We start from the raw sequence: 22,540 nt of genomic DNA, 5'->3' as shown, positions 1-22,540 counted from the left end.
TTTGGTGACTGTTGGAAATCAAAGCCGCGTGGCGGGCCGGTTATGCAGGCTTATTTGGTGCCGTTGCGCTTGATCTCGCGGCTGAGGCCGCTTTGCAGCGCGCGTGCGCCGCCTTCCGGATGACGCCAGCTTGCCGCCTGGACATAGGCCGGGACCTGCGCCGCGGGCATCGGACGTGCCAGCGCATAGCCCTGGAGGACGTCGCAGCCGAGATCGGCGAGGATGCGGACGTGATCCATGGTCTCGACGCCCTCGGCGGTGACCAGGATGTTCAGCGAGCGGCCGATATCGATGATCGAGCGCACCAGTTTGCGCTGTTCGGCGGACTGCGGCAGCATGCGGATGAGCTCGCGATCGATCTTCAGGGTGCGCGGGCTGAGCTTCAGCAGGCTGACGATCGAGGCGTGGCCGGTGCCGAAGTCATCGATCTCGATGTCGATGCCAAGGCGGCGAATCTGCCTCAGATTGGCGGTGACCGCGTCGTCGCAGTCGTCGAGCGAGATCGATTCCAGGAGCTCGAAGGAGAGGGTGCCGGGCTCGACCTTCAGCGCCTTCAATTTCTTGCCGAGCGTCGGGTCGTTGAGGCGGCCGGAGGAAACGTTGACCGAGATTTTCGGTGTCCGAAAGCCCTGCTTGGCCCAGGCGGCGCGGTCGGCAAGCGCGTGCTCGAGGATGAGGCCGTCGATCGTCGAGACGACGTCGAGGTCCTCGGCGATCTTCAGGAAGCGATCCGGCGCCATCAGGCCGTGTTCGGGATGCTGCCAGCGGGCAAGCGTTTCGACGCCGGCGACTTCAAGTGTCCGGGCATTGAACTGCAGCTGGTAGACCGGCACGAATTCGTGGCGTTCCAGGCCCTGCAGGATCTCGTCGGCAAGGCGCTTTGCGGCAATGATGCTGCGGCGGGCGTCCTTGGAGAAGAATTCATGCCGGTTACGGCCGGCACCCTTGGCGCGGTAGAGCGCGATATCGGCGTTCAGCAGCAGTTGCTTGGCATCGAGATCGGCGCCGCTATCGGCGGCAATGCCGATGCTCGCGCCGAAGCGGCATTCGTGTCCCTCGTAGCGGATCGGCTTGGAGAGTTCGCGGATGATGCGGGCGGCCATGTTCGACAGTTTTTTGGTGCCGCTGTCGATGGCGCAGAGGACGACGAATTCATCGCCGCCGATACGAGCGACGAAATCGGTCGAGCGGACGCAATCCTTCAGGACCTTTGCTGCGTGTTTCAGCATCGCGTCACCAGCGCGGTGGCCGAGCGTGTCGTTGATCTGTTTGAAGCGGTCGAGATCGATATGCAGGACGGCGAGCGTCAGGCTGCCGTTGCGGCATTCCTCGGCGCGCTCTTCCAGGGTGCGGTCGAGATAGCGGCGGTTCGGCAGGCCGGTCAGGTAGTCGTGAAGCGCCAGATGCTCGATGCTTTCCTTGGCGGCCTCAAGTTCCTGGTTGCGCGCCTCGGCGAGGTTCTTGGCATTCTGCAGATCGTTGCGGAGCTTGACCTCTTCGGTGACGTCCCAATTGGCGCCGATCAGCTTCCGCTTGCCTTCGGCATCGACGAAAAACGCCGAGCGGGCGCGGATGACGCGCTCGATGCCATCGGCCCGAATGATGCGGAATTCGTGCAGCAGACCCTGGTCCTTGTCGAGGCTCTCGTCGAGGCGGGAGAGCGCGCGGACGCGGTCATCAGGGTGCAGCATCTTTTCCCAGGCTTCGCCGGGTTTGACGCGCGACGTGCCTTCGAGCCCGTACATGGCCAGCAGACGGTCGTCCCATTCGACGGCATCGGCCTCGAGATCGGCTTCGAAAACGCCGATGCGGGTGATGTCGAGCGCCAGATCGAGGCGGCGGGAGAGGTGCTCCAGCATTTCCTCGGCGCGCTTTCGGGCGGTGATATCGGTGTCAGTACCGACGATGCGGGCGGGGTTGCCGTTCTCGTCCCATTCGACACAGGCGCCGCGGCATTCGATCCAGACCCAGTGGCCGTCCTTGTGGCGTTCGCGATATTCGAAGACCTGAAAATCGGGATCGCCGGCGATCTGCTTGTCGATCGCCTCGATGACGAAGTCGCGATCGTCAGGGTGGAGAAGCGCCAGCCATTCTTCGTAGTCGCCGTCGGCGCTCTCATCCGGGCCCATGCCGCGGATTTCTTTCCAGGTCTCTGAGTAGTATTTGGTGCCGGCGCGGTGATTGTGATCCCAGACGCCGAGACCCGAGCCGATTAGCGCGTAGTTCCAACGGCTCTCGCGCTCTGCAAGATCAGGCGTGTCGTGGATTTCCAGCCGCCGTTTCTCGTCGGGCTTGGCCTGCTGTGCCGCGGTCTTCGCCTTAGGGTCTTTGCTGGATTGCTTCAATGCGCGCACTCGATCTGCTGATTGCGCGCATTATCCATGTCTTCGCTAAAATAACTATTAAACCCCAAATTTTAGAGGGGAGGCAGGGCTTTACGGCTTCAGCTTCGAGAGAAACTGGGCAAAGACCATCGTGCCTTCGGGCCAGGGACCGTGGCCGGACTCCGAATTGATATGACCGGATTCGCCGGCGTCGATCAGCAGCGAACCCCAGCTTGCGGCGATGTCATCGGCATGTTCGTAGGTGCCGAAGGGATCGTTGCGGCTGGCGACGGTGATCGCCGGGAAGGGCAGCGGATCGCGCGGATAGGGGCCGAAGGTCATCAGATGCTTCGGGCGGATTTCCGGATTTGCAACATCGGGCGGTGCCACGAGGAAGGCGCCGGCAACTTTGTTCTTGAAATGCGGGATCGCGTGGATCGTCGAGGGGATGCCGAGCGAGTGGGCGACCAACACGACCGGGCGCGTCGAGGCGTTGACCTCCTCGGCGATGCGGGCGATCCAATCGTCGCGGACCGGCTTCGACCATTCGGCCTGCTCGACACGGCGCGCCGTGCTCAGCTTGGCTTCCCAGCGGGTCTGCCAGTGATCGGGACCGGAATTGGTGTAGCCGGGGATGATGAGAATATCTGCGTCTGAGGCTTTCATGATGCCGCCGATGTGAGAAGGCTTGAACGTTCTGTCAAGGGAAAGCAGGACACGGGCGGTCAAATTTGTTATTCTTGGCCATTGCCGGTTGCGGATTTCGTGTCGGCCTGTTCAAAGCCGATGCTTTTTCCGCCGCCGGATGAACGGCTCACGGAGGAGAAAGCCATGACGGCATTTCATGTCATGACGGGAGCAGGCGAAGCCTACGCGCATCCCGCCATCAACAAGATCAGCATTGACGATGTGTTCGACGCGCTCAGGCGCGGCCTGGACGATTTTCGCGAGAAGCCGTCTCACTATGTCTTCCTGTGTCTGATGTATCCGATTGCCGGCGTGTTCCTGGCGGTTGCGACATCGAGTGCCAATCTGCTTCCTATGATCTTTCCGTTGATCTCGGGCTTCGCGCTGATCGGCCCGATCGCAGCGATCGGCCTCTATGAGATCAGCAAGCGGCGCGAGATGGGCGAGGACACGTCCTGGCGGCATGCGTTCGACGTACGCCATTCGCCGGCGCTGCCGTCAATCATTGCCGGCGGCCTACTGCTGTTCGCCTTCTTCGTTGTCTGGCTGGTGGCAGCGCAGACGCTCTATAGCAACCTCTTCGGCGACGTCTTCCCGCGGTCGATCGATACGTTCACCGCGCAGATCTTTGGCACGCCTGAGGGCATGCAGCTGATGATGTGGGGCAATCTGCTCGGCCTCGCCTTCGCAGTGATCGTGCTGGCAACGACGCTGGTGACGTTCCCGATGCTGCTTGACCGGGATGTCGGGCTTGTCGCGGCGATGAGCGCCTCGATCCGCGCCACGCTGACCAATCCCATTCCGGTACTGGTGTGGGGCTTCATCATCGCCGCGCTGCTGGTGATCGGTAGCATCCCGCTCTTTGCCGGCCTGGCGCTGGTGATGCCGATCCTCGGCCATGCGACCTGGCACCTCTATCGCAAGCTGATCGGACCGGCATAAGCCTGTCAGCAAGCGTACCGGAACTTTGCTGCCTCTCTCAGAGTTGTTTTGTCATGTCTTTGAGGGAGGCAACTCATGGAAGGTGCGAAGAAGCTTTTCGCGCATTTCGCAACGAAGGTGTCGGAGCTGGCAGGTGCGCCGGTCACCTTCGTTCTCGCTGTCATTTCCGTCCTGATATGGGCCGCACTCGGGCCCGTCTTCGATTATTCGGAGACGTGGCAGCTGGTGATCAATACCGGCACGACAATCGTCACCTTCCTGATGGTCTTTGTGCTGCAGAACGCGCAGACCCGTGATACCCGCGCCATTCAGGCGAAGCTCGATGAAATCATCCTGACCAGCCATGCCGAAAATCGCTTCATCGGCATCGAGAATCTCGATGAAGACGATCTGAAGCATCTGGACCGGCTGGTTGCCAAGGCAGCGAAGGGGCGGACAAATCAGACCAATGGCGACGTGGCGCTGGCGGACGAGCCGAGGAGGCAGAAGGGCAACAAACGCGCCCGGGCGGCCGCCGAGCTGAAGATCAGCCAGGCGACGATAAGCCTGCGGCACGGCGCAAGGCCACTCCGCAGAAGGCGACAGCCGCGAAACCCAAGCCGCGCAAGCAGAAAACAAAAACGGCGCCCTGAGGCGCCGTTTCATTGTCCTGTGACCGGCAATCAGCCGAAGACGCGCTTGAAGATCGTGTCGACATGCTTGGTGTGGTAGCCAAGGTCGAACTTCTCGCGGATATCGGCTTCGGAGAGCGCGGCGCGCACTTCCTGGTCGGCCAGCAGCTCTTCGAGGAAGTCCTTGCCCTGTTCCCAGACCTTCATGGCGTTGCGCTGCACGAGGCGGTAGGCGTCTTCGCGGGACACGCCGGCCTGGGTCAGCGCCAGGAGAACGCGCTGGGAGTGCACGAGGCCGCGGAACTTGTTGAGGTTCTTTTCCATGTTCTCGGGATAGATAACCAGCTTCTCGACGACGCCAGCGAGGCGGTTCAGCGCGAAGTCGAGGGTGATCGTCGTGTCCGGGCCGATGGCACGCTCGACGCTCGAGTGGCTGATATCGCGCTCATGCCAGAGGGCGACGTTTTCCATGGCGGGGACAACCGACATGCGCACGAGGCGCGACAGGCCAGTCAGGTTTTCGGTCAGGACCGGGTTGCGCTTGTGCGGCATGGCCGACGAGCCCTTCTGGCCCGGCGAGAAGAATTCTTCGGCTTCCAGCACTTCGGTGCGCTGCATGTGGCGGAATTCAATGGCGATGTTCTCGATCGACGAGGCGATGACGCCGAGCGTTGCGAAGAACATGGCGTGGCGGTCACGCGGGATGACCTGCGTGGAGACCGGCTCCGGGGTGAGGCCGAGCTTGGCGCAGACATGCTCTTCGACGCGCGGATCGATATTGGCGAAGGTGCCGACGGCACCCGAGATCGCGCCCGTTGCGATTTCGGCGCGGGCAGCGACGAGGCGGGCGCGGTTGCGGTCCATCTCGGCATAGAAGCGGGCAAGCGTCAGGCCCATCGTCGTCGGCTCGGCATGGATGCCGTGGCTGCGGCCGATGCGGACGGTGTCCTTGTGCTCGAAAGCGCGGGTCTTCAGCGCTGCGAGAACGCGATCGACGCCGGCAAGCAGGATATCGGCAGCGCGCACCAGCTGCACGTTGAGCGTCGTGTCGAGAACGTCGGACGAGGTCATGCCCTGGTGCACGAAGCGGCTGTCGGGGCCGACGAATTCGGCGAGATGAGTCAGGAAGGCGATGACGTCATGCTTGGTGACGGCTTCGATCTCGTCGATGCGGGCGACGTCGAAGTTCGCGGCGCTGCCCTTTTCCCAGATGGTCTTGGCAGCTTCCTTCGGGATGACGCCGAGCTCGGCCAGTGCATCGCAGGCATAGGCTTCGATTTCGAACCAGATGCGGAACTTGGTTTCGGGCGACCAGATGGCGACCATCTCTGGGCGGGAGTAACGCGGGATCATGGCTCACTGCTTTCGTTGGGAGGTAAAACTTGCTGGCGCCCCTGTAGCAAAGACGCGCGGCAATCTCAACGCATGCGTTTCGCAAGCACCAAACTGGTGGCCAGCAGGCAGACGAGGCCGAAGGGCAGAAACAGGCGAACGCCGAGCACCGCAAACTGGTAGACGGCATTGGCGCCGGTGAAGATGAACTCGAAAATCCAGATGACGCTGCCGAAAGGCGCATGCCAGCGCGAATAGAAGATGCGGTAATCCATCGAGAACAGGAAGGCCGTCATCAGGATGGTACCGGCCGTCAGGCAGGCGAAGAAGGCGGCAAAGCGCGTCTCGACCGGGCGCTGCCAGGCGAAGAAGCGGGCGAGCGGCAGCATGAAGGGCCAGGCGAACAGGCCGCCGAAGAAATAGAGCAGCGCCAGTTCAGCCAGGTGGCTGGTTTCGAAGCGGTTTCGGGCATAGAGCGCCGCCATTGCCGACGCCGTCATCATCAGGGCCCAGAGGAGGGCGCCTGCGAAGAAATCGGCGGCGGGCGGTTTGGCGGCGCGCAAGCGTTCCATCGTCAGAGCGAACCCCGGACGGACCGGATCATGCGCGGCCGGCTTCGGCAGCGCGGCGCAGGCCGTCGATCTCGGCGCGGTAGCCTTCCAGCGATCCCGCCTTGAAGATCGCCGATCCCGCGACGAGGACGTTGGCGCCGGCTTTGCCAACGATCGGGGCGGTTTCGAGCGTAACACCGCCATCGACCTGCAGTTCGATCGGCCTGTCACCGATCAGCGATTTGGCGGCGGCGATCTTGCCGGCCATGGCAGGAATGAATTTCTGGCCGCCGAAACCTGGATTGACCGACATGATGAGGATGAGGTCGATATCATCCAGCACGTTCTCGATGACGGAGAGCGGCGTTGCCGGGTTAAGGGTGACGCCGACCTTCTTGCCGAGATTGCGGACGGTCTGCAGCGAGCGGTGCAGGTGCGGGCCGGACTCCGCATGAACGGTGATGCGGTCGCAACCGGCCTTGGCGAAGGCTTCGAGGTAAGCATCGACCGGCGAGATCATCAGATGGCAGTCGAAGGTCGCATCCGTATAGGAGCGGACGGACTTGATGACATCGGGGCCGAAGGAGATGTTCGGGACGAAATGGCCGTCCATGACGTCGAGGTGGATCCAGTCGGCACCGGCCGCGGTCACGTCTCGGACTTCCTGGCCGAGCTTGGCGAAGTCGGCGGCGAGGACGGAGGGGGCGATGCGGATCGGCAGCGTCATATGGAACTCTCTCTCGTTAAGATGCTCGCCGCGGATTTAGCAGTGCGCGGCGCAGCGGGCAACTGATCGCAGCGCGATGACGCAGCCTCACTCCGAGGCGGTGCCGAGGATCTGGAAGGTGCCGTTGCGCCATTCCTGCAGGCGGTAGGGGTTGTCCGTCAGTTCGTGATTGGCGCCGAAGGTGACGGGGCCGATCGGGGTCATGAAATTCGTGCCGGTCAGGACATCGGCAAGCGGCTTGCCGTTTGCTGCCGTTACCGCCTGTTGGGCGATCGCCGCGGCTGCGGCGGCGGGAAGCACGTAGCCTTCCGGCTCGATGCCTTCAGCGCGCATTGCCTGCACGGTATCGCGGGCTTCCGGCTGGTTCGCATATTCCGGGATTGCGACGGCACGCACGCCATCTGTCAGTGCTAGCGGCTGATTGGCGGCGCGCATCGCATCGCCGCCGAGAATATCGAGCGGGATCTTTTCGGCTGCCGCATCGCGGGCGATGATCGCGACGTCGGATCGGTCGCCGCCGACGAAGACTTTGGTGGCGCCGGCGCGCTTCAGGCGGCGAACGAGGGCAATCTGCTGTTCCTGGCCTGGCCTGTAGGTGTCAGTGAAGGCAGGCTTTAGCCCGTTCTGCTCCAGCGCGTTGCGGACGGCTTCGGTCAGTTCGCGGCCATGGATGGTGCCGTCCTCGATGAGAGCGATCGGGGCTGCTGCCCAGTCGCGGAGAATGACCTCGATGATCTTGGCGGCCTCGGCGCCATCGGGCGGACCAAGGCGGAAAAGCGGCCAGCCGTTTTTCAGCGAATCCTCCATCAGGATGCGCGAGCGCGCGGAGATGGTGATTGCCGGGATATTGGCGTCCTTCAGCTTCGGCAGGGCGCCTTCCAGCGTCTCACTGCAGAGGAAACCGATGGCGATCTGCACCTTGGCACTGATCAGCTGGTCGGCGAGCGCTCCGCCGCTGTTTTCCTCGCAGCTCTCGTTGATCGCGACGAAGGTATTGCCGTCCCTGGTGATCTGAAAATTGGCGCCGGCGAAAACCTGGGTGCCGAGCTGCTGCAGGCTACCGCCCTGTGGGGCGACGACGCCGATCGTCACGCCGGCTGCATGGCCCGCCGATGCCGCCATCAGCAGCATCGAAACAGCAGCTATGCCACGCAGAATATTCATAAAAGTCGCCGGCTCCTGACCTTCTTCATGCCCTTTTATCCGGCGATTGGTAATCGTCAAAGAAAAACAGCGGAATAGGCAGCATTTCGTCGCGTTCATTGTAGAAAAGGTAACCGATGACCGCCATATTAGCGGAAGAACAACAAGCGGCGAGGCCGCGGGAGACACCTTTTGTTGAGCAGACAGCCGATCGATCCCAAGCTTTATCGTGATGCCATGAGCCGTTTCGGCGGCCACGTGCAGCTCGTGACGACGGCGCTTGGCGATCAGGTGCGGGGCGTGACGATCACCGCCGCCTGCTCGGTCTCCGACAGCCCGGCCTGCGTGCTGGTCTGCCTCAACAATTCCAACCCGAAGAACGAGATCTTCTTCCGCAGCGGCATCTTCGCTCTGAATACGCTCGGCGCCCATCACCAGGGGCTGGCCGATGCGTTTTCCGGCCGGACGCAGCTCAGCAACGAAGAGCGGTTCGCGACCGGCAAGTTCGAGAAGCTGGTAACCGGTGCGCCGGTGCTTTCCGACAGCCTGGCCTCCTTCGATTGCCGCGTCATGGAAATCAAGGAGATGTCGACGCATCACGTCATCTTCGGGGAGGTCGTCGGCGTCCGCTTCGACGAAACAAAACCGGCGCTCCTCTATATGAACCGTGACTATCACACGCTATAACTTCCCCAAAAGGGAGGAGACATGGCTGATCAGACCGCGCCGCTTCTGCCGCAGTCGATCGACGAGACGATCGCGCTGCTCGGCGAGCAGGACTATCTTGCGGGCCGGGCGCTCGGCACCGTGCTTTTCCTGGCGTTGAGAATGAAGCGGCCCTTGTTTCTCGAGGGCGAGGCGGGCGTCGGCAAGACCGAGATCGCCAAGGTTCTGTCAAAGGCGCTCGGGCGCCCGCTGATCCGGTTGCAATGTTACGAGGGGCTGGATGTCGCCTCTGCGGTCTACGAGTGGAACTACCCGGCACAGATGCTCGAGATTCGGCTGGCCGAAGCATCGGGTCTGACGGATCGCGGACGGATCGAATCCGATATTTTTTCCGAGCGCTATCTCATCCGACGTCCGGTGCTGCAGGCTTTGTCCTCCGAAAATGGCCGTGCCCCGGTGTTCCTGATCGATGAGCTCGACCGCACCGACGAGGCCTTCGAAGCGTTCCTCCTTGAAGTGCTCTCGGATTTTCAGGTGACTATTCCTGAGCTCGGGACGATCAAGGCCGCCGAGCCGCCGATCGTGATCATTACCACCAACCGGACGCGCGAGGTGCATGACGCGCTGAAGCGGCGGTGCCTCTACCATTGGGTCGATTATCCGCAGGCGCAGCAGGAGCTGGAGATCATCCGCCGCAAGGTGCCTCACTGCAACGAGACGCTGTCGCGCGAAATCGTTGCTTATGTGCAGCGCCTGAGGACGCTCGATCTCTTCAAGAACCCCGGTGTCGCCGAGACCATCGATTGGGCGACGGCGCTGACCGAGCTCGACCGGCTGGCACTCGATCCCGAGACCATTTCCGACACGATCGGAACGTTGCTGAAATATCAGGACGACATCGCCCGCATCCAGGGCGGGGAGGGCGCGCGGGTGCTGAAAGACGTGCAGGACGAGTTGCGGGCAGCGGGATAGGCGATGCAGGGCGGAAAGGCTGAAGATGGTATCGTCGTTCCGCCGCTTCCGCTGGGTGACGGCCGGTTTGCCGATAATATCGTTTTCTTCGGACGGACGCTGCGCAAGGCGGGACTGAAGGTTGGCCCCGCGGCGATTGCCGACGCCATCGAGGCGGTCGAAGCCATCGGCATGGGATCGCGCGACGAGTTTCATGCGGCGCTTTCGGCCGTCTTCGTCAAGCGGCACGAGGATGCTGCCGTCTTCGACGAGGCATTCCGGCTCTTTTGGCGCTCCCGAAATCTCGTCGAGAAGATGATCGCGATGATGTCGCCGCGGGCGCCGGATACGCGGGAGAAGGAAATGCAGAAGCCCGGCGAGACGCGCGCCAGCGATGCGTTGCTCGGCGACCGCCGCCCCGATAAACCGCCGCGTGAAGAGCCCGATATCGAGATCGACGCGCGTTTCACGACCTCGGGCAACGAGATCATCCGGCGCATGGATTTTGCGCAGATGTCGGCGGCGGAGATGGCGCTCGCCAAGAAGGAGCTGTCGCGGCTGCAGCTGCCGCTCGACCGTGTCACCACCAGGAGATTCAAGCCATCGCATCGCCACGCGACGGTCGATCCCCGTGCAACGATGCGTGCCGCACTTCGCACCGGCGGGTCGCTGATCCTGCCGCGCTACCGCGAGCGCAAGGAGATACAGCCGCCCTTGGTGGTGCTTGCGGATATCTCGGGCTCCATGAGCCAGTACACGCGGATCTTCCTGCATTTCCTGCATGTGCTGACGGAGCGGCGGCGCCGCGTCAGCACCTTTCTGTTCGGGACGCGGCTCACCAATGTGACGCGGCAGATGCGCAACAAGGATCCGGATCAGGCGCTGGACGAATGCGCGGCTGCCGTCAACGACTGGTCGGGAGGAACGCGGATCGGGGAAACGCTGCACGAGTTCAACCGGCTCTGGGGCCGGCGTGTACTGGGGCAGGGCGCCGTGGTGCTGCTGATCACCGATGGGCTGGAGCGCGAGGGCGTCGAGCAGCTTTCGGCCGAAATGGACCGATTGCACCGCTCCTGCCGGCGGCTGATCTGGCTCAACCCGCTGCTGCGCTTCGACGGATTCGAGCCGCGGGCGCGCGGCGTTCGCGCCATGCTGCCGCATGTTGACGAATTCCGGCCGGTTCACAATCTATCTTCCTTGAGCGACCTTGCTGCGGCGCTCGGTTCCGGACGCGCCGGTACCTACGAACCGCGGCGCTATCTGGAGCGATTGAGAGGCCCGGCATGAGCGAAACGTCTATCGGCCTCGATCCGCTGGTGACGGCGGAAGCCTGGAGGAAGAGCGGCCGCGATGTGGCGATCGCTACCGTCATCGAGACATGGGGGTCTGCGCCGCGCCCGGCCGGCAGTCATCTGGTGATCGATGCCGACGGGAATTTCGAAGGATCGGTTTCCGGCGGCTGCGTCGAAGGCGCGGTCATCACTGAAGCGCTCGATGTCATCGGCAGCGGTGAGCCAAAGATGCTCGAATTCGGCGTTGCCGACGAGACGGCATGGCGTGTCGGGCTTTCCTGCGGCGGGCGCATCCGCGTCTATGTGGAAAGGCTCGGCTGATGGAGCTTGCGACGCTCGAGAGGCTGAATGCCTGCCGGCAGGCGCGGATCGCGGCCGTCCTGGTCACGGATCTCGGTGGTGGCCGGGCGAGCGTCGTTGCGGAAGGTGATCAGATCGATGGGGCGCTTGGCGAGGCGGTGGCTACGGCCTTTCGCTCCGGGCGCTCCGGTGTGATCGAGGCTGATGGCGGGCGCTACTTCCTCAATGTCCATCTGCCACCGGCCGCCATCGTCATCATCGGTGCGGTCCATATCAGCCAGGTGCTTGCGCAGATGGCGGCGCTTGCAGGCTTTGACGTCAGGATCATCGATCCCAGGACGGCCTTCGCGACGCCGGAGCGTTTCGCCGGGATCGATCTCACGGCCGATTGGCCCATCGACGTCTTGAAGGACAAGCCGCTCGACGCCTATACGGCGCTGGTCGCGGTGACGCACGATCCGAAGATCGACGACTTCCCGATTGCAGAGGCGCTGCGCCGAGGCTGTTTCTATGTCGGGGCGCTCGGTAGCCGGAAGACCCATGCGTCGCGTATCGAGCGGCTGAAGGCCGAGGGCTTTCCAGATGAGGCGCTAGCACGCATCAACGGACCGATCGGGCTCCATATCGGCGCCGCCAGTCCCGCGGAAATCGCCGTTGCAATTCTGGCGCAGATCATCGAGGCGTTGCGCTCGCGCGATGTCGTGTCGCCGAAGGGTGACATGCGATGAAGTTCGGCGAATTTCCGGTGGCCGGTGCTGAAGGGCTGATGCTCGCACATGCGGTGAAATTGCCGGAGCGGACCTTGCACAAGGGGCACCGCGTGTCGTCGGCGGATATCGAGGCGCTCACTGGTGCCGGTGTCGCCAGCGTCACCGCAGCGCGGATCGAGGACGGGGATCTCAGCGAGGACGAGGCCGCCCGGCAGCTTGCAGCAGCGATCGCGCCGGATCACCTGCGCTTCTCCGAGGCTGCGACGGGGCGGGTGAATGTCTATGCAGCGGCTGACGGGCTCTTCGTCGCCGACCGCGATGTCGTCGATCGCGTCAACCGCATCGATCCGGCGATCACGCTTGCCTGTCTCGCCGACCATGCACGCGTGCGGGCGGGCGATATGGTTGCGACGTTCAAGATCATTCCGCTGGCTGTGCCGGGCCGCAAGGTAGAGGCAGCGTGCGAGGCTTTGAGGGCGGCCGTGGCTTTCGAGGTCAAGCCCTTTGCCGACTACGCGGTGTCGCTTGTCGCCACCGAACTGCCATCGCTGAAGCCTGCGGTCATGGACAAGACGGCGCGCATTCTGGCGCATCGGCTTGCGGCATCCGGCAATCGGCTGGTCCGCGAGCAGCGTGTGGCGCACCGGAGGGATGCCGTTGCCGTTGCAATCAGCGAGGCCATGAGCGCCACTGATCGCTTGCCGAAGCTTGTGATCGTCTTTGGGGCCTCGGCGGTGATCGATGAGGACGATGTGATCCCTGCGGCGATCCGGCAGGCGGGCGGCGAGATCCTCAGCGTCGGGATGCCGGTCGATCCCGGCAACCTGATGGTGCTCGGGCGGATCGGCGAGACCTATGTCGTGGGGGCGCCTGGCTGCGCGCGGAGCCCGAAAGAAAACGGCTTTGACTGGGTGCTGGATCGCATCCTGGCAGGCGAAAAGCCCGATGCGCGCGATCTGACGGGCATGGGCGTCGGAGGACTGCTGATGGAGATCGAGACACGGCCGCGGCCACGCGACAGCGCCGAGGAGCGTCACCTGCCGGTGACGGTTGCAGCCGTCATCCTGGCTGCCGGCAAAGCCAGCCGGATGGGCGAGGGCGGCGCGCACAAGCTGCTGGCCGAATTCGATGGCGAGCCGCTGGTGCGTCGCACTGCGGAGACTGCGCTCGCTGCCGACGCGGCATCGGTGATCGTCGTGACCGGTCACCGGCGGGGCGAGATCGAGGCTGCGCTCTCCGGATTGGCTGTCACGGCAGTCGAGAACCCGGATTATGCATCCGGCATGGCAAGCTCGCTGATCTCCGGATTTTCGGCCTCGTCTGCGCGTGATGCGGATGGCGTTCTCGTCATGCTCGCCGATATGCCAGGCGTGACGTCCGCCGATCTCGACATGCTGATCGCGGCCTTCCGTGCGGCTTCCGGGCGGGCGATCGTCCGTGCCGTCTCTCGCGGCAAGCGCGGCAACCCGGTCATTCTTCCGCGATCGCTCGGCGATGCCGTGATGCGGCTTGAAGGCGATGTCGGGGCGCGGCATATCATCGAGACATCGGGGCTGCCGGTGATCGATGTCGATATCGGCGATGCGGCGCACCTGGACGTGGATACGCCCGAGGCCGTTCTGGCGGCCGGTGGCGTTTTGAGGGGATAGAATGGATACGGCGGCGATCGAGGAAATGTTTCATGGGCTCGGCCCTGTTACCATCAAGCGGATGTTCGGCGGCAAGGGGATCTATCACCTTGGCCGGATCGTCGCGATCGAGCTGCGCGATGAAATGCTCCTGAAGGCCGACGAGAAGAGCGCGCCGGAATTTGCAGATGCCGGCGCCATCCAATGGTCCTACGAGGGCAAGAAGGGCAATCCGGTGAAGATGCCCTACTGGTCGATCCCCGAGAATGCCTATGACGATCCGGACGAGATGGCGAAATGGGTCAGGCTTGCCTATGAGGCGGCGCTGCGGGCCGAATGATCAGGAGATTGCTGCGTCGGGAAGCAGCGCGATTGCGGCTGCGGCAAATTCCGACAAAGGCTGCGGCAACTCGCCCAAGCCGAACCAGCCGAAATCGGTGAGCTTGTCCGGCTCGGTCAGCTGAGGTTCGCCCTCGAAGCTTTCCGCCAGATAGAGGAGTGAAATCCAGTGCTGCTTGTCGGCGGCGCTCAGGACTTCCGATGGGCCGAGAAGCCTGACCTTGCCGATCGCAAGGCCGGTTTCTTCTTCCGCTTCGCGGCGTGCGGCGTCTGCCGCCTTCTCCATGAAGTCGACCTTGCCGCCCGGAATGCTCCAGTGGCCCGGTTCCGGCGGCTTGACGCGCTTGTAGAGCAGAATTTTTCCGTCACGCACAATCACCAGGCCTACACCGAGGCCTGGGAAGTCGATGCCCGGCTTTCCCATAAGGGATCAGGCCTTGGCGCCGGCTGCAATCAGCATGAACGCCGGAATGTCGTCACCGAAACCGACCGGAGTCGGGCCGTCATCGTGATCGCGATAGCGGCGGCGATCGCGGGAGTCGTCGTTTGCCGGGTAAGGGCGAGCGTGGCGCGCGTTGTTCTGCTGCTTGTTTTCTGCTTTGCGCTCTTGCTTCACGCTTTCGACCTTTGCTGGTGCTGCTGCTTCAACGACTTCGGCGGCATTATCTTCCGCGGCGATATCAGATTTATGACCACGGCGATCCTTGCCGCGGCCACGGTCCCTGTCACGATCACGGCCGTTGCGGCGAGGACGATCGCTTTCCTTGCTTTCCTCAGCGGGAGGCAGGGCGTTGAGATCGCCGTTCAGCCACTCGACTTTCTCGCCGATCAGCTTTTCGATCGCATCGGAAAACTTCGTGTCGCGCTTGGTCACCAGCGTGAACGCGGCACCGGTGCGGCCCGCACGGCCGGTACGGCCGATGCGGTGGACATAGTCTTCCGAATGGATCGGTACGTCGAAGTTGAAAACGTGGCTCACGTCAGGAATGTCGAGGCCACGAGCAGCCACGTCGGAGGCTACCAGAAGCTGGAGCTGGCCGTCGCGGAAATTCTGCAGCATTGTCGTCCGCGAACGCTGGTCCATGTCGCCGTGCAGGGCACCGACGGAAAAGCCGTGGCGTTCCAACGAGCGGAAGAGATCAGCGACATCCTTCTTGCGGTTGCAGAAGATGATCGCGTTCTTCAGGTCTTCCTGGGCGCGGATGAGATCACGCAGGGTGGCGCGCTTTTCGTAGTCCTTGCCATGGGTGGCAACGAAGCGCTGGGTAATGGTCTTGGAAGCCGATGCCGGCTTTGCGACTTCGACACGTTCCGGGTTCTGCAGGAAGCGGTCCGCGAGCTTCTGGATTTCCGGCGGCATGGTGGCCGAGAAGAACAGCGTCTGGCGCGTGAACGGGATCAGCTTGGCGATGCGCTCGATATCCGGGATGAAGCCCATGTCGAGCATGCGGTCGGCTTCGTCGATGACGAAGATCTCGACTGCGGACATCAGGAGCTTTCCACGCTCGAAATGGTCGAGCAGGCGGCCGGGCGTGCAGATCAGAACGTCTGCGCCACGCTCAAGCTTGCGGTCCTGGTCTTCGAAGGACACGCCGCCGATCAGCAGGGCCACGTTGAGGCGGTGGTTCTTGCCGTACTTTTCGAAGTTTTCTGCAACCTGGGCCGCGAGTTCTCGCGTCGGCTCCAGGATCAGCGTACGGGGCATGCGAGCGCGGGCGCGGCCTTTTTCCAGCAGCGACAACATTGGCAGAACGAAGGACGCCGTCTTGCCCGTACCCGTCTGCGCGATGCCGCAAATATCGCGGCGCTGCAGGGCAAACGGGATCGCGCCCGCCTGAATAGGGGTTGGGGTCGTGTAGCCGGCGTCGGTAACGGCGGAAAGCACTTTTTGGCTCAGGCCAAGATCAGCAAATGTCGTCAAAGGGAAAACTATTTCCGTTCAGGTTCGGCCGAACTCTGGCTGAGTCGGCGGGATTGCATGCCGCAATGCAGCGCGACATATTCCCAAACGGCTTGCAAGTCAAGGAATACGGGCCTTGCAGCCCTTGCACAGGTAAAGCTGTGGTTACTGCGTTTGGTTATTTTATATAGGTCGCAAGCTTCAACCCTGCATTCATGAAATACATCGGATCAACGGCCCGGCCGTTCTGGCGTACTTCGTAGTGCAGATGCGTGCCCGTCGAGCGGCCCGTACTGCCGGCAAGACCGATGACATCGCCGCGATCAACGCTATCGCCAACCTTCACCAGAATTTGCGACATGTGGCCGTAGCGGGTGGAAATGCCGTTGCCGTGATCGACCTCGACCATGTTGCCGTAGCCGCCGGTCCAGCCGGCATTGATGACCTTGCCGGGCGCGGTCGGGCGAACCTTTTCGCCGGGGGCGAAGCGGAAATCGATGCCGGAATGCAGGGCAAGCCGGCCCAGGAACGGGTCACGGCGGTTGCCGAAGGGGCTGGTAATGTCCTTGCCGATGCCGGGATTGCGGAAGGGCAGGGATTCGGCGGTATTGCGCACGGCCTCGAGGCGCGTCAGCGCCGTATCGAGCTGTGCCAGCGAATTGTTGAAATCGTCGTCGCTCTCGGGCTCGACATAGGGGCCGCCGACGGCGCTGTCGTCATCGGCCTTTGCCGTCTGCTGCGGCACCTGAATGCTGAAGCGGTTCAGGACGGTGGAAATGGCATCGGCGGCGTCGCCCGCGTCTGCCGTCAGCTGATCGACCCGCGAGCGCTGGTCTTCTTCGACGCCTTTCAGCGACAGCGTCACCTTGGAAAACAGACGGTCGGCGCGATCGCCGACGGTTTCAGGGGCGGGAACGTAAGCGAGCGTGGTGTTGTCAGGCGTCGCATCGGCCGGTTCGCTATTGCCGGTCAGCAGCTTGTTGATGGCTTCCGCGCCGCCGGAGAGCGAGGCCCGCTTGTCCTTGGCATCGGGAGCGAAGGATTGCGCGGCAGGCGCCGGTTCTTCCTTGCCGGTCAGGCCGGAGCTTTCAGCGCGGTCGAGCAGCGAGCCGAGCTTGCCGTGGCGCGAGGTCAGCGCCATCTGCTGTTCCATCAGCTTGTCGACCTTGTCCTCGACGACCTGCTGATCGAGCAGCTGGCGGGAGGTGACGCGATCGACCTGGGCGCGGAGCGCGGCAATGCGATCCTCATAATCATGCTGCATGCGGGCCTGGCGGGCCATGGTGGCGCCGATCAGGTCGTCGCGGAGCACCAGATAGGAAGTGGCAAGGAGATAGCCGATGGCAAAGACGCCTACGAAGCAGAAGGCGAGGGCCGCCATCCAGGGCTTGACCGTCATGTGACGGACCTTGTCGCCACTGGCGAGAATGAGGATATGTTCCTGTGAACGCTTGCCGAATACGCGCTGGTGCTGTGCATGCGTCACGGAGAATCTCCCAATTGATGCGCCCGTGCCTCGATTGGGTTGATTACACACTGTTAAGGTTAATAAATTGCTTCTTTCGTTAATGTGAGTGCACGCAATGGTTACGCATTGCTTGTCGATGTCAATGACCGGTAGAAGGATGGCGTGAGGCCGGCTTCGGCGCGTGCGAGATCATTGAAGGGCGGTTTCAGCGGGCCGCGAAAGTTTGCGCGCACCAGTTCCCTGAAGGTCTGCGCGGGATCGCGGCGCTCGCGGGCGCAGAGAAAGCGGAACCATTTGGCGCCGATCGCCACATGGCCTTTCTCGTCATTGTAGATCACGTCGAGCACGGCAGCACTGTCGAGATCGCCGGTCTCGCGCATCTTCGCCTGCAGCGATGGCGTCACGTCAAGTCCGCGGGCCTCGAGGATGAGCGGGACGACGGCGAGCCGCGCCGTCAGATCGTTGCGGGTCGAGTGCGCCGCCTGCCAGAGACCGTCATGGGCGGGCATGTCGCCATAATCGGCGCCGAGATCGCGCAGGCGGTCGCGCACCATGCGGAAATGCTTGGCCTCCTCAAAAGCTACTTGCATCCAGCCGTCGAAGAAGGAGTTCGGTACTGGCTCTGTGGCGAAGCGGGCGACGATGTCGAGCGCGAGATCGACGGCATTGAGCTCGATATGGGCGATTGCATGCAGCAGCGCGATGCGGCCGTGGACGGTATGCAGCGAGCGCTTCTGAACTTGAGTAGGCGGCACGAGCGCCGGCTTTTCAGGGCGGCCGGGCCGCTCCGGAAGTGCGGCATCGAGCGGCGAGCGCAGCGATATCTTGCGGGCGAACCAGCGGGTGGCGGCTTCCTGGGCAAGCGCCGTCTTGCGATCGAGATCGGCTGAGCGGATGGCGTCGATCGCGCCACCTCTCAGCGATGTCATCTGCAAAGCGGTCATGCCGCGAGGTCCAGCACGGCCTTCAGAACGGCCTCGGCGTGGCCGGGAACCTTGACCTTCTGCCAGATGGTGGCGATCGTGCCGTCGGCGCGGATCAGGAAGGTCGTGCGCTCGACGCCCATATAGGTGCGGCCGTACATGCTCTTTTGCTTCCAAACGCCATAGGCTTGCAGCACGGTCTTTTCTTCATCCGATGCGAGCGCGACGGCAAGGTTATGTTTCTTGATGAAACGGTCGTGGCATTTGACCGAATCAGGCGACATGCCGACGAGCGCCGCACCTGCCTTTTCAAACTCGGCGGCGAGCTCGGTGAAGCCGATCGATTCGGCCGTGCAGCCTGCCGTGTCATCCTTGGGATAGAAGAACAGAACCAGAGGCTTGCCTTTGAATTCCGTCAGCGATACGCGGCCGCCGCCATCACGCGGGAGGTTGAAGTCCGGGGCTTCGGCGCCGATACCGATATCCGCCATGTGGAAACCTTTCTTTTGCCGGGTTTATGAGTGACACTGAACCTGGCCGATATATATTGGGCGAGTATCCGGCGAGCTAGACCGGAAAATAAGAATTCAAGGAGTTACCCAAGGCGTATGTCGGCCATCCGCGGCGAAAAGGTTACGTTTCGCAAGAAAGACATCGTCGCTTTGCATGAACTCCCCTCGGCGCAAGCCGAGGATCCTATGATCGTGCATTGCCCGCCGCCGCGCTCGCGGCTGCGGCGCACCGCCGGCTGGACCGGCGCCTGCTTCGCTCTCCTCTTCGTCATCATTGCCGCGATCGTCGGCGTGATCGAAAGCGGCATGATCGATACGGCGCTGTCGAAGCAGGCGCAGATGGCGCTGAACAACGCGATGGGGCCGCGCTACAAGGCCGAAGTCGGCTCGACGGTGGTGCGCTTCACCTCCGGCCTGCGGCTGGCGCTGGAGGGCCGCAACGTCAACCTGATCGATCAGCAGAGCGGCGAACATCTGTCGACCGTCGAAGCGATGCGCATGGCGCTCGATCCGCTGGCGCTGTTTCGCGGGCGGATCGCCATCACCGATGTCGAGGCGGAGGATATCGCGCTTGATACGGCGCTGCTGCCCGCCGGCAATCCCATCAAGCTCGACAATCTTCGCGTCGACGAAGTGCCCCAAGCGCTCGAATCGGCATTCTCGCATCTCGACCTGTTCGACAGTTTCGCCCAGCGCGGCGGCACGGACAGCGTTCGCATCTCGGGAATCAACGTCAAGCTGGCGGATACGGCGAACGGGCCGGTGTCGCTCGTCATCGACGATCTCGTCTTTGCCCGGCCGACCGATCATTCGCTGCAGCTGACCGGCGAAATCGCCATCAACGGCCAGCCGGCGACGCTCGACGTTCAGGCGGAAAGGCTGGGCGAGAAGACCCAGCGCTTCACCGCCAAGCTCAGCCATGCCGACCTGACGCCGTTTGCCATCAAGCGAAACGTGCTGGGTGAGATCCGCCAGGGAATCAACGCTTTCGCCGATATCAACATTTCGGCTGTCAGGGACGGCGAGGGCACCGATCCGTCGTTGACGACCGGCGTGACGCTGGCGCCGGGGCTGATCTATGTCGATGGTGACCAGCAGCAGTTGAGTGGCGGCCAGATCAATCTGAATTACGATTTCAAGAAGGAAACGATCGAGATCGCCCGGTCGCAGGGGCAATTCGGCGCGACAACCGTTCCCTTCAACGGCGGCCTGATCGACCTCGACCGGCTGGATCCGACAGCCGGCAAGGGCTTCGGCATCGATCTCCTCGTCAGCGGCGGCAGCGCCTCTCCCCTCGGATCCGGCGAGCAGCCGGTGCCGTTCGATATCCAGACGAGCGGCCGCTTCATGGTCGCGACCAAAGAGCTGCAGTTCCCCGGTATCACGGTATCGACACCGCTCGGACAGCTCTATGGGTCGCTGCATGCGAAATTCGGCGACGTTTCGCCGGAGATCAGCTTCGTCGGCCAGTCGCAGCAATTGCAGACGGCGGCGATCAAGCAGCTCTGGCCGTTCTGGATGGCGCCGAAGGCCCGCGACTGGGTGCTGAAGAACCTGTTCGGCGGCACGGTCGCTGACGCCTCGATTTCCGTCTTCATTCCCTTCGGACGCCTCGATGAGGCCGTCGGCAAGGGGCTGAAGCTCGACGAGAACCAGATCAAGATCGCCTTCGATATTGCCAATGCCCGGATGAATGTCGCCGGCGAAATCCCGCCGATCCGCGATACTTCGGCGCATTTCGACCTGAAGGGGCCGCGGGCGACGATCTCGATCAAGAGCGGCACGTCGTTCTTTGCCTCTGGGCGTTCGGTCAATCTTGGTGCTGGCAGCTTCGTGCTGCCGTCGACCTATGACAAGCCGCTGATGGCGGAGATGCAGCTCGGCATATCTGGCTCAGCTGACGCCGTGGGTGAGCTTCTCACCTACAAGCCGATCCAGGTGCTGCAGCGCGCCGGGTTGGCGCCACAGGACCTGAGCGGCAAGATCAATGCCACCGTGCAGGCTCGCTTCGGCCTGGTCAGCGCCCAGAATCCACCGCCGCCGGACTGGAAGGCTTCGATGCAGCTTTCCGGCGTCGATGTCGGCAAGCCGATCTCCGGGCGCAAGATCACCAATCTGGACGGGACGCTGAATGCCGATCCGAAGCAGGTGACGCTCGACGGCAAGGGGCAGATCGATGGTGTGCCGGCGGAGATTTCGCTGCTGGAACCGGTCGAGAAGAATTCGGGCATCACCCCGCAGCGCGTCATAACGGCGACGCTGACCAACGACCAGCGCGAGAAGCTGCTGCCGGGCCTGTCGGATATCATCGACGGCAGCATCAAGGTCGAGCTGACGCGGATCGACGAAGAGCGGCAGTCCGTCGATCTAGACCTGTCGCGCGCCGCCCTGCAGTTGCCGTGGGTCGGCTGGGCGAAGGGCAGCGGCATTCCAGCAGAGGCGACGTTCGAGGTCTCCGGTCCTGCAGACAACACGCAGGTCAAGAATTTCAAGCTCAAGGGCGACGGCTTTGGTGCCAGCGGATCGCTGAACGTCGCGAAGGGCGGGCTGACATCTGCCGATTTCGATAGCGTGAAACTCTCGTCGCTCGACGATTTCGCCATCTCGATCCGCCGCAGCAAGGGCGTTTTCGACGTTTCTGTCTCTGGCGATACGGCCGATGCACGGCCGATCCTGGCGCGGCTGAAAAACGGCCAGAACGGCAGCGGCGACGATGGCGGCGGCGACAGCAAGGGCGGTGATATCACCGTGCGCGCCAAGCTCGGCCAGATCGTCGGCTTCAACGACGAACGCGTGCGCGGCCTCGATGCGCTCTACATGATGCGCGACGGCGAATTGCAGGTGCTGAACCTCTCCGGTGTCACCGACAGCGGCGAGGCCGTCGTGACGCAGATGAAGGACGGGCGCGTGCTCAACATCACCACCGGTGACGCGGGATCGGTGTCGCGCTTTGCCGATTTCTACAAGCATATGCGCGGCGGTCTGCTCAACATGACCGTACGTTTCGGCCCGCGCGGTTGGGACGGCTCGGCGGATGTGCGCCGCTTCCAGATCGTCAACGAAGACAGGCTGCGGTCGATCGTGGCAACCCCCGTCGGCAAGGATCAGCGAAGCCTGAATGCTGCCGTGAAGCGCGAGATCGATACGTCGGCGCAGCGCTTCCAGCGCGGCTTTGCCCGTATCGTCTCGCAGGGCGGTACCGTCACCATCGAGAACGGCGTGGTGCGCGGCGAGCAGATCGGCGCGACCTTCCAGGGCGTGATCCGCGATGCCAAGGGCAACATGGACATGACCGGCACCTTCATGCCGGCTTACGGTCTGAACCGGCTATTCGCCGAACTGCCGGTCATTGGCATCATTCTGGGCAACGGTACCGACCGCGGCCTGATCGGCATCACCTTCAAGCTGACCGGCAAGTTCGACAAGCCGAACCTGCAGATCAACCCGCTGTCGATCATCGCCCCGGGCGTCTTCCGCAACATCTTCGAGTTCCAATAAAAAAGCCGGCGCGAGGCCGGCTTCTTGGATCAGGTC

Annotated in this window: 20 protein-coding genes and 1 pseudogene; 10 read left to right on the top strand and 11 right to left on the bottom strand. The window is 62.9% G+C overall.

Going from position 1 to position 22,540, the window contains the following annotated elements:
* Nucleotides 1-50: 50 nt before the first annotated feature.
* Both ACQZ5H_RS06505 and ACQZ5H_RS06500 read right to left on the bottom strand, forming a co-directional pair.
* Complete coding sequence (locus tag ACQZ5H_RS06505) at nucleotides 51-2,273, bottom strand: sensor domain-containing protein (RefSeq protein WP_449097317.1); 2,223 nt, start codon at nucleotides 2,271-2,273, stop codon at nucleotides 51-53.
* Between the two features lie 162 nt (nucleotides 2,274-2,435).
* The gene (locus tag ACQZ5H_RS06500) at nucleotides 2,436-3,038 is read right to left on the bottom strand and encodes an RBBP9/YdeN family alpha/beta hydrolase (protein ID WP_449097316.1); all 603 of its coding nucleotides are present in this window, start codon (nucleotides 3,036-3,038) and stop codon (nucleotides 2,436-2,438) included.
* Nucleotides 3,039-3,155: 117 nt separating this feature from the next.
* On the opposite strand from ACQZ5H_RS06500, the gene ACQZ5H_RS06495 reads away from it, so the two are divergent.
* Both ACQZ5H_RS06495 and ACQZ5H_RS06490 read left to right on the top strand, forming a co-directional pair.
* Nucleotides 3,156-3,953, top strand: coding sequence for a DUF2189 domain-containing protein (locus ACQZ5H_RS06495; protein WP_449097087.1), 798 nt, complete (start codon nucleotides 3,156-3,158; stop codon nucleotides 3,951-3,953).
* 75 nt (nucleotides 3,954-4,028) lie between these two features.
* Nucleotides 4,029-4,392, top strand: a pseudogene (locus ACQZ5H_RS06490) (low affinity iron permease family protein); the annotation flags it as partial.
* 223 nt (nucleotides 4,393-4,615) lie between these two features.
* Here ACQZ5H_RS06490 and purB read toward each other — a convergent pair.
* The 4 genes from purB to ACQZ5H_RS06470 form a co-directional block, all read right to left on the bottom strand.
* On the bottom strand, nucleotides 4,616-5,917 hold the full coding sequence (gene purB / locus ACQZ5H_RS06485; protein ID WP_449097086.1) for an adenylosuccinate lyase: 1,302 nt from the start codon (nucleotides 5,915-5,917) through the stop codon (nucleotides 4,616-4,618).
* A gap of 65 nt (nucleotides 5,918-5,982) precedes the next feature.
* Nucleotides 5,983-6,468, bottom strand: coding sequence for a hypothetical protein (locus tag ACQZ5H_RS06480; RefSeq protein ID WP_199629565.1), 486 nt, complete (start codon nucleotides 6,466-6,468; stop codon nucleotides 5,983-5,985).
* A gap of 28 nt (nucleotides 6,469-6,496) precedes the next feature.
* Nucleotides 6,497-7,174 carry a ribulose-phosphate 3-epimerase gene (gene rpe / locus ACQZ5H_RS06475; RefSeq protein WP_112716439.1) on the bottom strand — a complete coding sequence of 226 codons (678 nt, stop codon included), beginning with the start codon at nucleotides 7,172-7,174 and terminating at the stop codon, nucleotides 6,497-6,499.
* 87 nt (nucleotides 7,175-7,261) lie between these two features.
* Nucleotides 7,262-8,338, bottom strand: a complete 1,077-nt coding sequence (locus ACQZ5H_RS06470) for a branched-chain amino acid ABC transporter substrate-binding protein (RefSeq protein WP_449097085.1) — start codon at nucleotides 8,336-8,338, stop codon at nucleotides 7,262-7,264.
* Nucleotides 8,339-8,509: 171 nt separating this feature from the next.
* On the opposite strand from ACQZ5H_RS06470, the gene ACQZ5H_RS06465 reads away from it, so the two are divergent.
* From ACQZ5H_RS06465 to ACQZ5H_RS06435, 7 genes are read left to right on the top strand one after another with little or no spacing between them, the layout of a single operon-like run.
* On the top strand, nucleotides 8,510-9,004 hold the full coding sequence (locus ACQZ5H_RS06465) for a flavin reductase (protein WP_112716435.1): 495 nt from the start codon (nucleotides 8,510-8,512) through the stop codon (nucleotides 9,002-9,004).
* Nucleotides 9,005-9,025: 21 nt separating this feature from the next.
* The gene (locus tag ACQZ5H_RS06460) at nucleotides 9,026-9,955 is read left to right on the top strand and encodes an AAA family ATPase (protein ID WP_449097084.1); all 930 of its coding nucleotides are present in this window, start codon (nucleotides 9,026-9,028) and stop codon (nucleotides 9,953-9,955) included.
* A gap of 3 nt (nucleotides 9,956-9,958) precedes the next feature.
* Nucleotides 9,959-11,221, top strand: a complete 1,263-nt coding sequence (locus tag ACQZ5H_RS06455) for a vWA domain-containing protein (protein WP_449097083.1) — start codon at nucleotides 9,959-9,961, stop codon at nucleotides 11,219-11,221.
* On the top strand, nucleotides 11,218-11,547 hold the full coding sequence (locus ACQZ5H_RS06450) for an XdhC family protein (RefSeq protein ID WP_130278239.1): 330 nt from the start codon (nucleotides 11,218-11,220) through the stop codon (nucleotides 11,545-11,547). Before ACQZ5H_RS06455 ends, ACQZ5H_RS06450 begins: the two co-directional genes overlap by 4 nt.
* Nucleotides 11,547-12,254, top strand: a complete 708-nt coding sequence (locus ACQZ5H_RS06445) for an XdhC family protein (RefSeq protein ID WP_413709570.1) — start codon at nucleotides 11,547-11,549, stop codon at nucleotides 12,252-12,254. The genes ACQZ5H_RS06450 and ACQZ5H_RS06445 overlap by 1 nt, the downstream gene beginning before the upstream one ends.
* Nucleotides 12,251-13,885, top strand: a complete 1,635-nt coding sequence (locus tag ACQZ5H_RS06440; protein WP_449097082.1) for an NTP transferase domain-containing protein — start codon at nucleotides 12,251-12,253, stop codon at nucleotides 13,883-13,885. Before ACQZ5H_RS06445 ends, ACQZ5H_RS06440 begins: the two co-directional genes overlap by 4 nt.
* A gap of 1 nt (nucleotide 13,886) precedes the next feature.
* Nucleotides 13,887-14,204 carry a TfoX/Sxy family protein gene (locus ACQZ5H_RS06435; protein WP_449097081.1) on the top strand — a complete coding sequence of 106 codons (318 nt, stop codon included), beginning with the start codon at nucleotides 13,887-13,889 and terminating at the stop codon, nucleotides 14,202-14,204.
* Here the strand turns inward: ACQZ5H_RS06435 and ACQZ5H_RS06430 are convergent, their stop codons facing one another.
* The 5 genes from ACQZ5H_RS06430 to ACQZ5H_RS06410 form a co-directional block, all read right to left on the bottom strand.
* Complete coding sequence (locus ACQZ5H_RS06430) at nucleotides 14,205-14,627, bottom strand: NUDIX domain-containing protein (RefSeq protein WP_449097080.1); 423 nt, start codon at nucleotides 14,625-14,627, stop codon at nucleotides 14,205-14,207. It abuts the gene before it with no gap.
* Nucleotides 14,628-14,633: 6 nt separating this feature from the next.
* Complete coding sequence (locus ACQZ5H_RS06425) at nucleotides 14,634-16,124, bottom strand: DEAD/DEAH box helicase (RefSeq protein WP_112716419.1); 1,491 nt, start codon at nucleotides 16,122-16,124, stop codon at nucleotides 14,634-14,636.
* A 157-nt stretch (nucleotides 16,125-16,281) separates the two neighbouring features.
* Nucleotides 16,282-17,589: a M23 family metallopeptidase gene (locus tag ACQZ5H_RS06420; protein ID WP_449097079.1), complete on the bottom strand. Its 1,308-nt coding sequence runs from the start codon at nucleotides 17,587-17,589 to the stop codon at nucleotides 16,282-16,284.
* 101 nt (nucleotides 17,590-17,690) lie between these two features.
* On the bottom strand, nucleotides 17,691-18,515 hold the full coding sequence (locus ACQZ5H_RS06415) for a ferritin-like domain-containing protein (RefSeq protein WP_112716415.1): 825 nt from the start codon (nucleotides 18,513-18,515) through the stop codon (nucleotides 17,691-17,693).
* Nucleotides 18,512-18,985 (bottom strand): peroxiredoxin, encoded by a 474-nt coding sequence (locus tag ACQZ5H_RS06410; protein ID WP_199629576.1) that lies wholly within the window; start codon nucleotides 18,983-18,985, stop codon nucleotides 18,512-18,514. The genes ACQZ5H_RS06415 and ACQZ5H_RS06410 overlap by 4 nt, the downstream gene beginning before the upstream one ends.
* 117 nt (nucleotides 18,986-19,102) lie before the next feature.
* On the opposite strand from ACQZ5H_RS06410, the gene ACQZ5H_RS06405 reads away from it, so the two are divergent.
* Entirely contained in the window at nucleotides 19,103-22,504 is a 3,402-nt protein-coding gene (locus ACQZ5H_RS06405) for a YhdP family protein (RefSeq protein ID WP_449097078.1), read from the top strand.
* Nucleotides 22,505-22,540: the final 36 nt, after the last annotated feature.

This window comes from Rhizobium sp. 21-4511-3d, assembly GCF_053522545.1.
Note: the sequence above shows the minus strand (reverse complement) of the source record. Positions and strands in the feature narration are given on the sequence as shown.

Bases quoted from the DNA above. Each gene is read 5' to 3' on its own strand.
- ACQZ5H_RS06495 (WP_449097087.1), top strand. From the start codon at position 3,156: ATGACGGCATTTCATGTCATGACGGGAGCAGGCGAAGCCTACGCGCAT.
- purB (WP_449097086.1), bottom strand. From the start codon at position 5,917: ATGATCCCGCGTTACTCCCGCCCAGAGATGGTCGCCATCTGGTCGCCC.
- ACQZ5H_RS06480 (WP_199629565.1), bottom strand. From the start codon at position 6,468: ATGGAACGCTTGCGCGCCGCCAAACCGCCCGCCGCCGATTTCTTCGCA.
- rpe (WP_112716439.1), bottom strand. From the start codon at position 7,174: ATGACGCTGCCGATCCGCATCGCCCCCTCCGTCCTCGCCGCCGACTTC.
- ACQZ5H_RS06470 (WP_449097085.1), bottom strand. From the start codon at position 8,338: ATGAATATTCTGCGTGGCATAGCTGCTGTTTCGATGCTGCTGATGGCG.
- ACQZ5H_RS06460 (WP_449097084.1), top strand. From the start codon at position 9,026: ATGGCTGATCAGACCGCGCCGCTTCTGCCGCAGTCGATCGACGAGACG.
- ACQZ5H_RS06455 (WP_449097083.1), top strand. From the start codon at position 9,959: ATGCAGGGCGGAAAGGCTGAAGATGGTATCGTCGTTCCGCCGCTTCCG.
- ACQZ5H_RS06450 (WP_130278239.1), top strand. From the start codon at position 11,218: ATGAGCGAAACGTCTATCGGCCTCGATCCGCTGGTGACGGCGGAAGCC.
- ACQZ5H_RS06445 (WP_413709570.1), top strand. From the start codon at position 11,547: ATGGAGCTTGCGACGCTCGAGAGGCTGAATGCCTGCCGGCAGGCGCGG.
- ACQZ5H_RS06440 (WP_449097082.1), top strand. From the start codon at position 12,251: ATGAAGTTCGGCGAATTTCCGGTGGCCGGTGCTGAAGGGCTGATGCTC.
- ACQZ5H_RS06435 (WP_449097081.1), top strand. From the start codon at position 13,887: ATGGATACGGCGGCGATCGAGGAAATGTTTCATGGGCTCGGCCCTGTT.
- ACQZ5H_RS06430 (WP_449097080.1), bottom strand. From the start codon at position 14,627: ATGGGAAAGCCGGGCATCGACTTCCCAGGCCTCGGTGTAGGCCTGGTG.
- ACQZ5H_RS06415 (WP_112716415.1), bottom strand. From the start codon at position 18,515: ATGACCGCTTTGCAGATGACATCGCTGAGAGGTGGCGCGATCGACGCC.
- ACQZ5H_RS06410 (WP_199629576.1), bottom strand. From the start codon at position 18,985: ATGGCGGATATCGGTATCGGCGCCGAAGCCCCGGACTTCAACCTCCCG.
- ACQZ5H_RS06405 (WP_449097078.1), top strand. From the start codon at position 19,103: ATGTCGGCCATCCGCGGCGAAAAGGTTACGTTTCGCAAGAAAGACATC.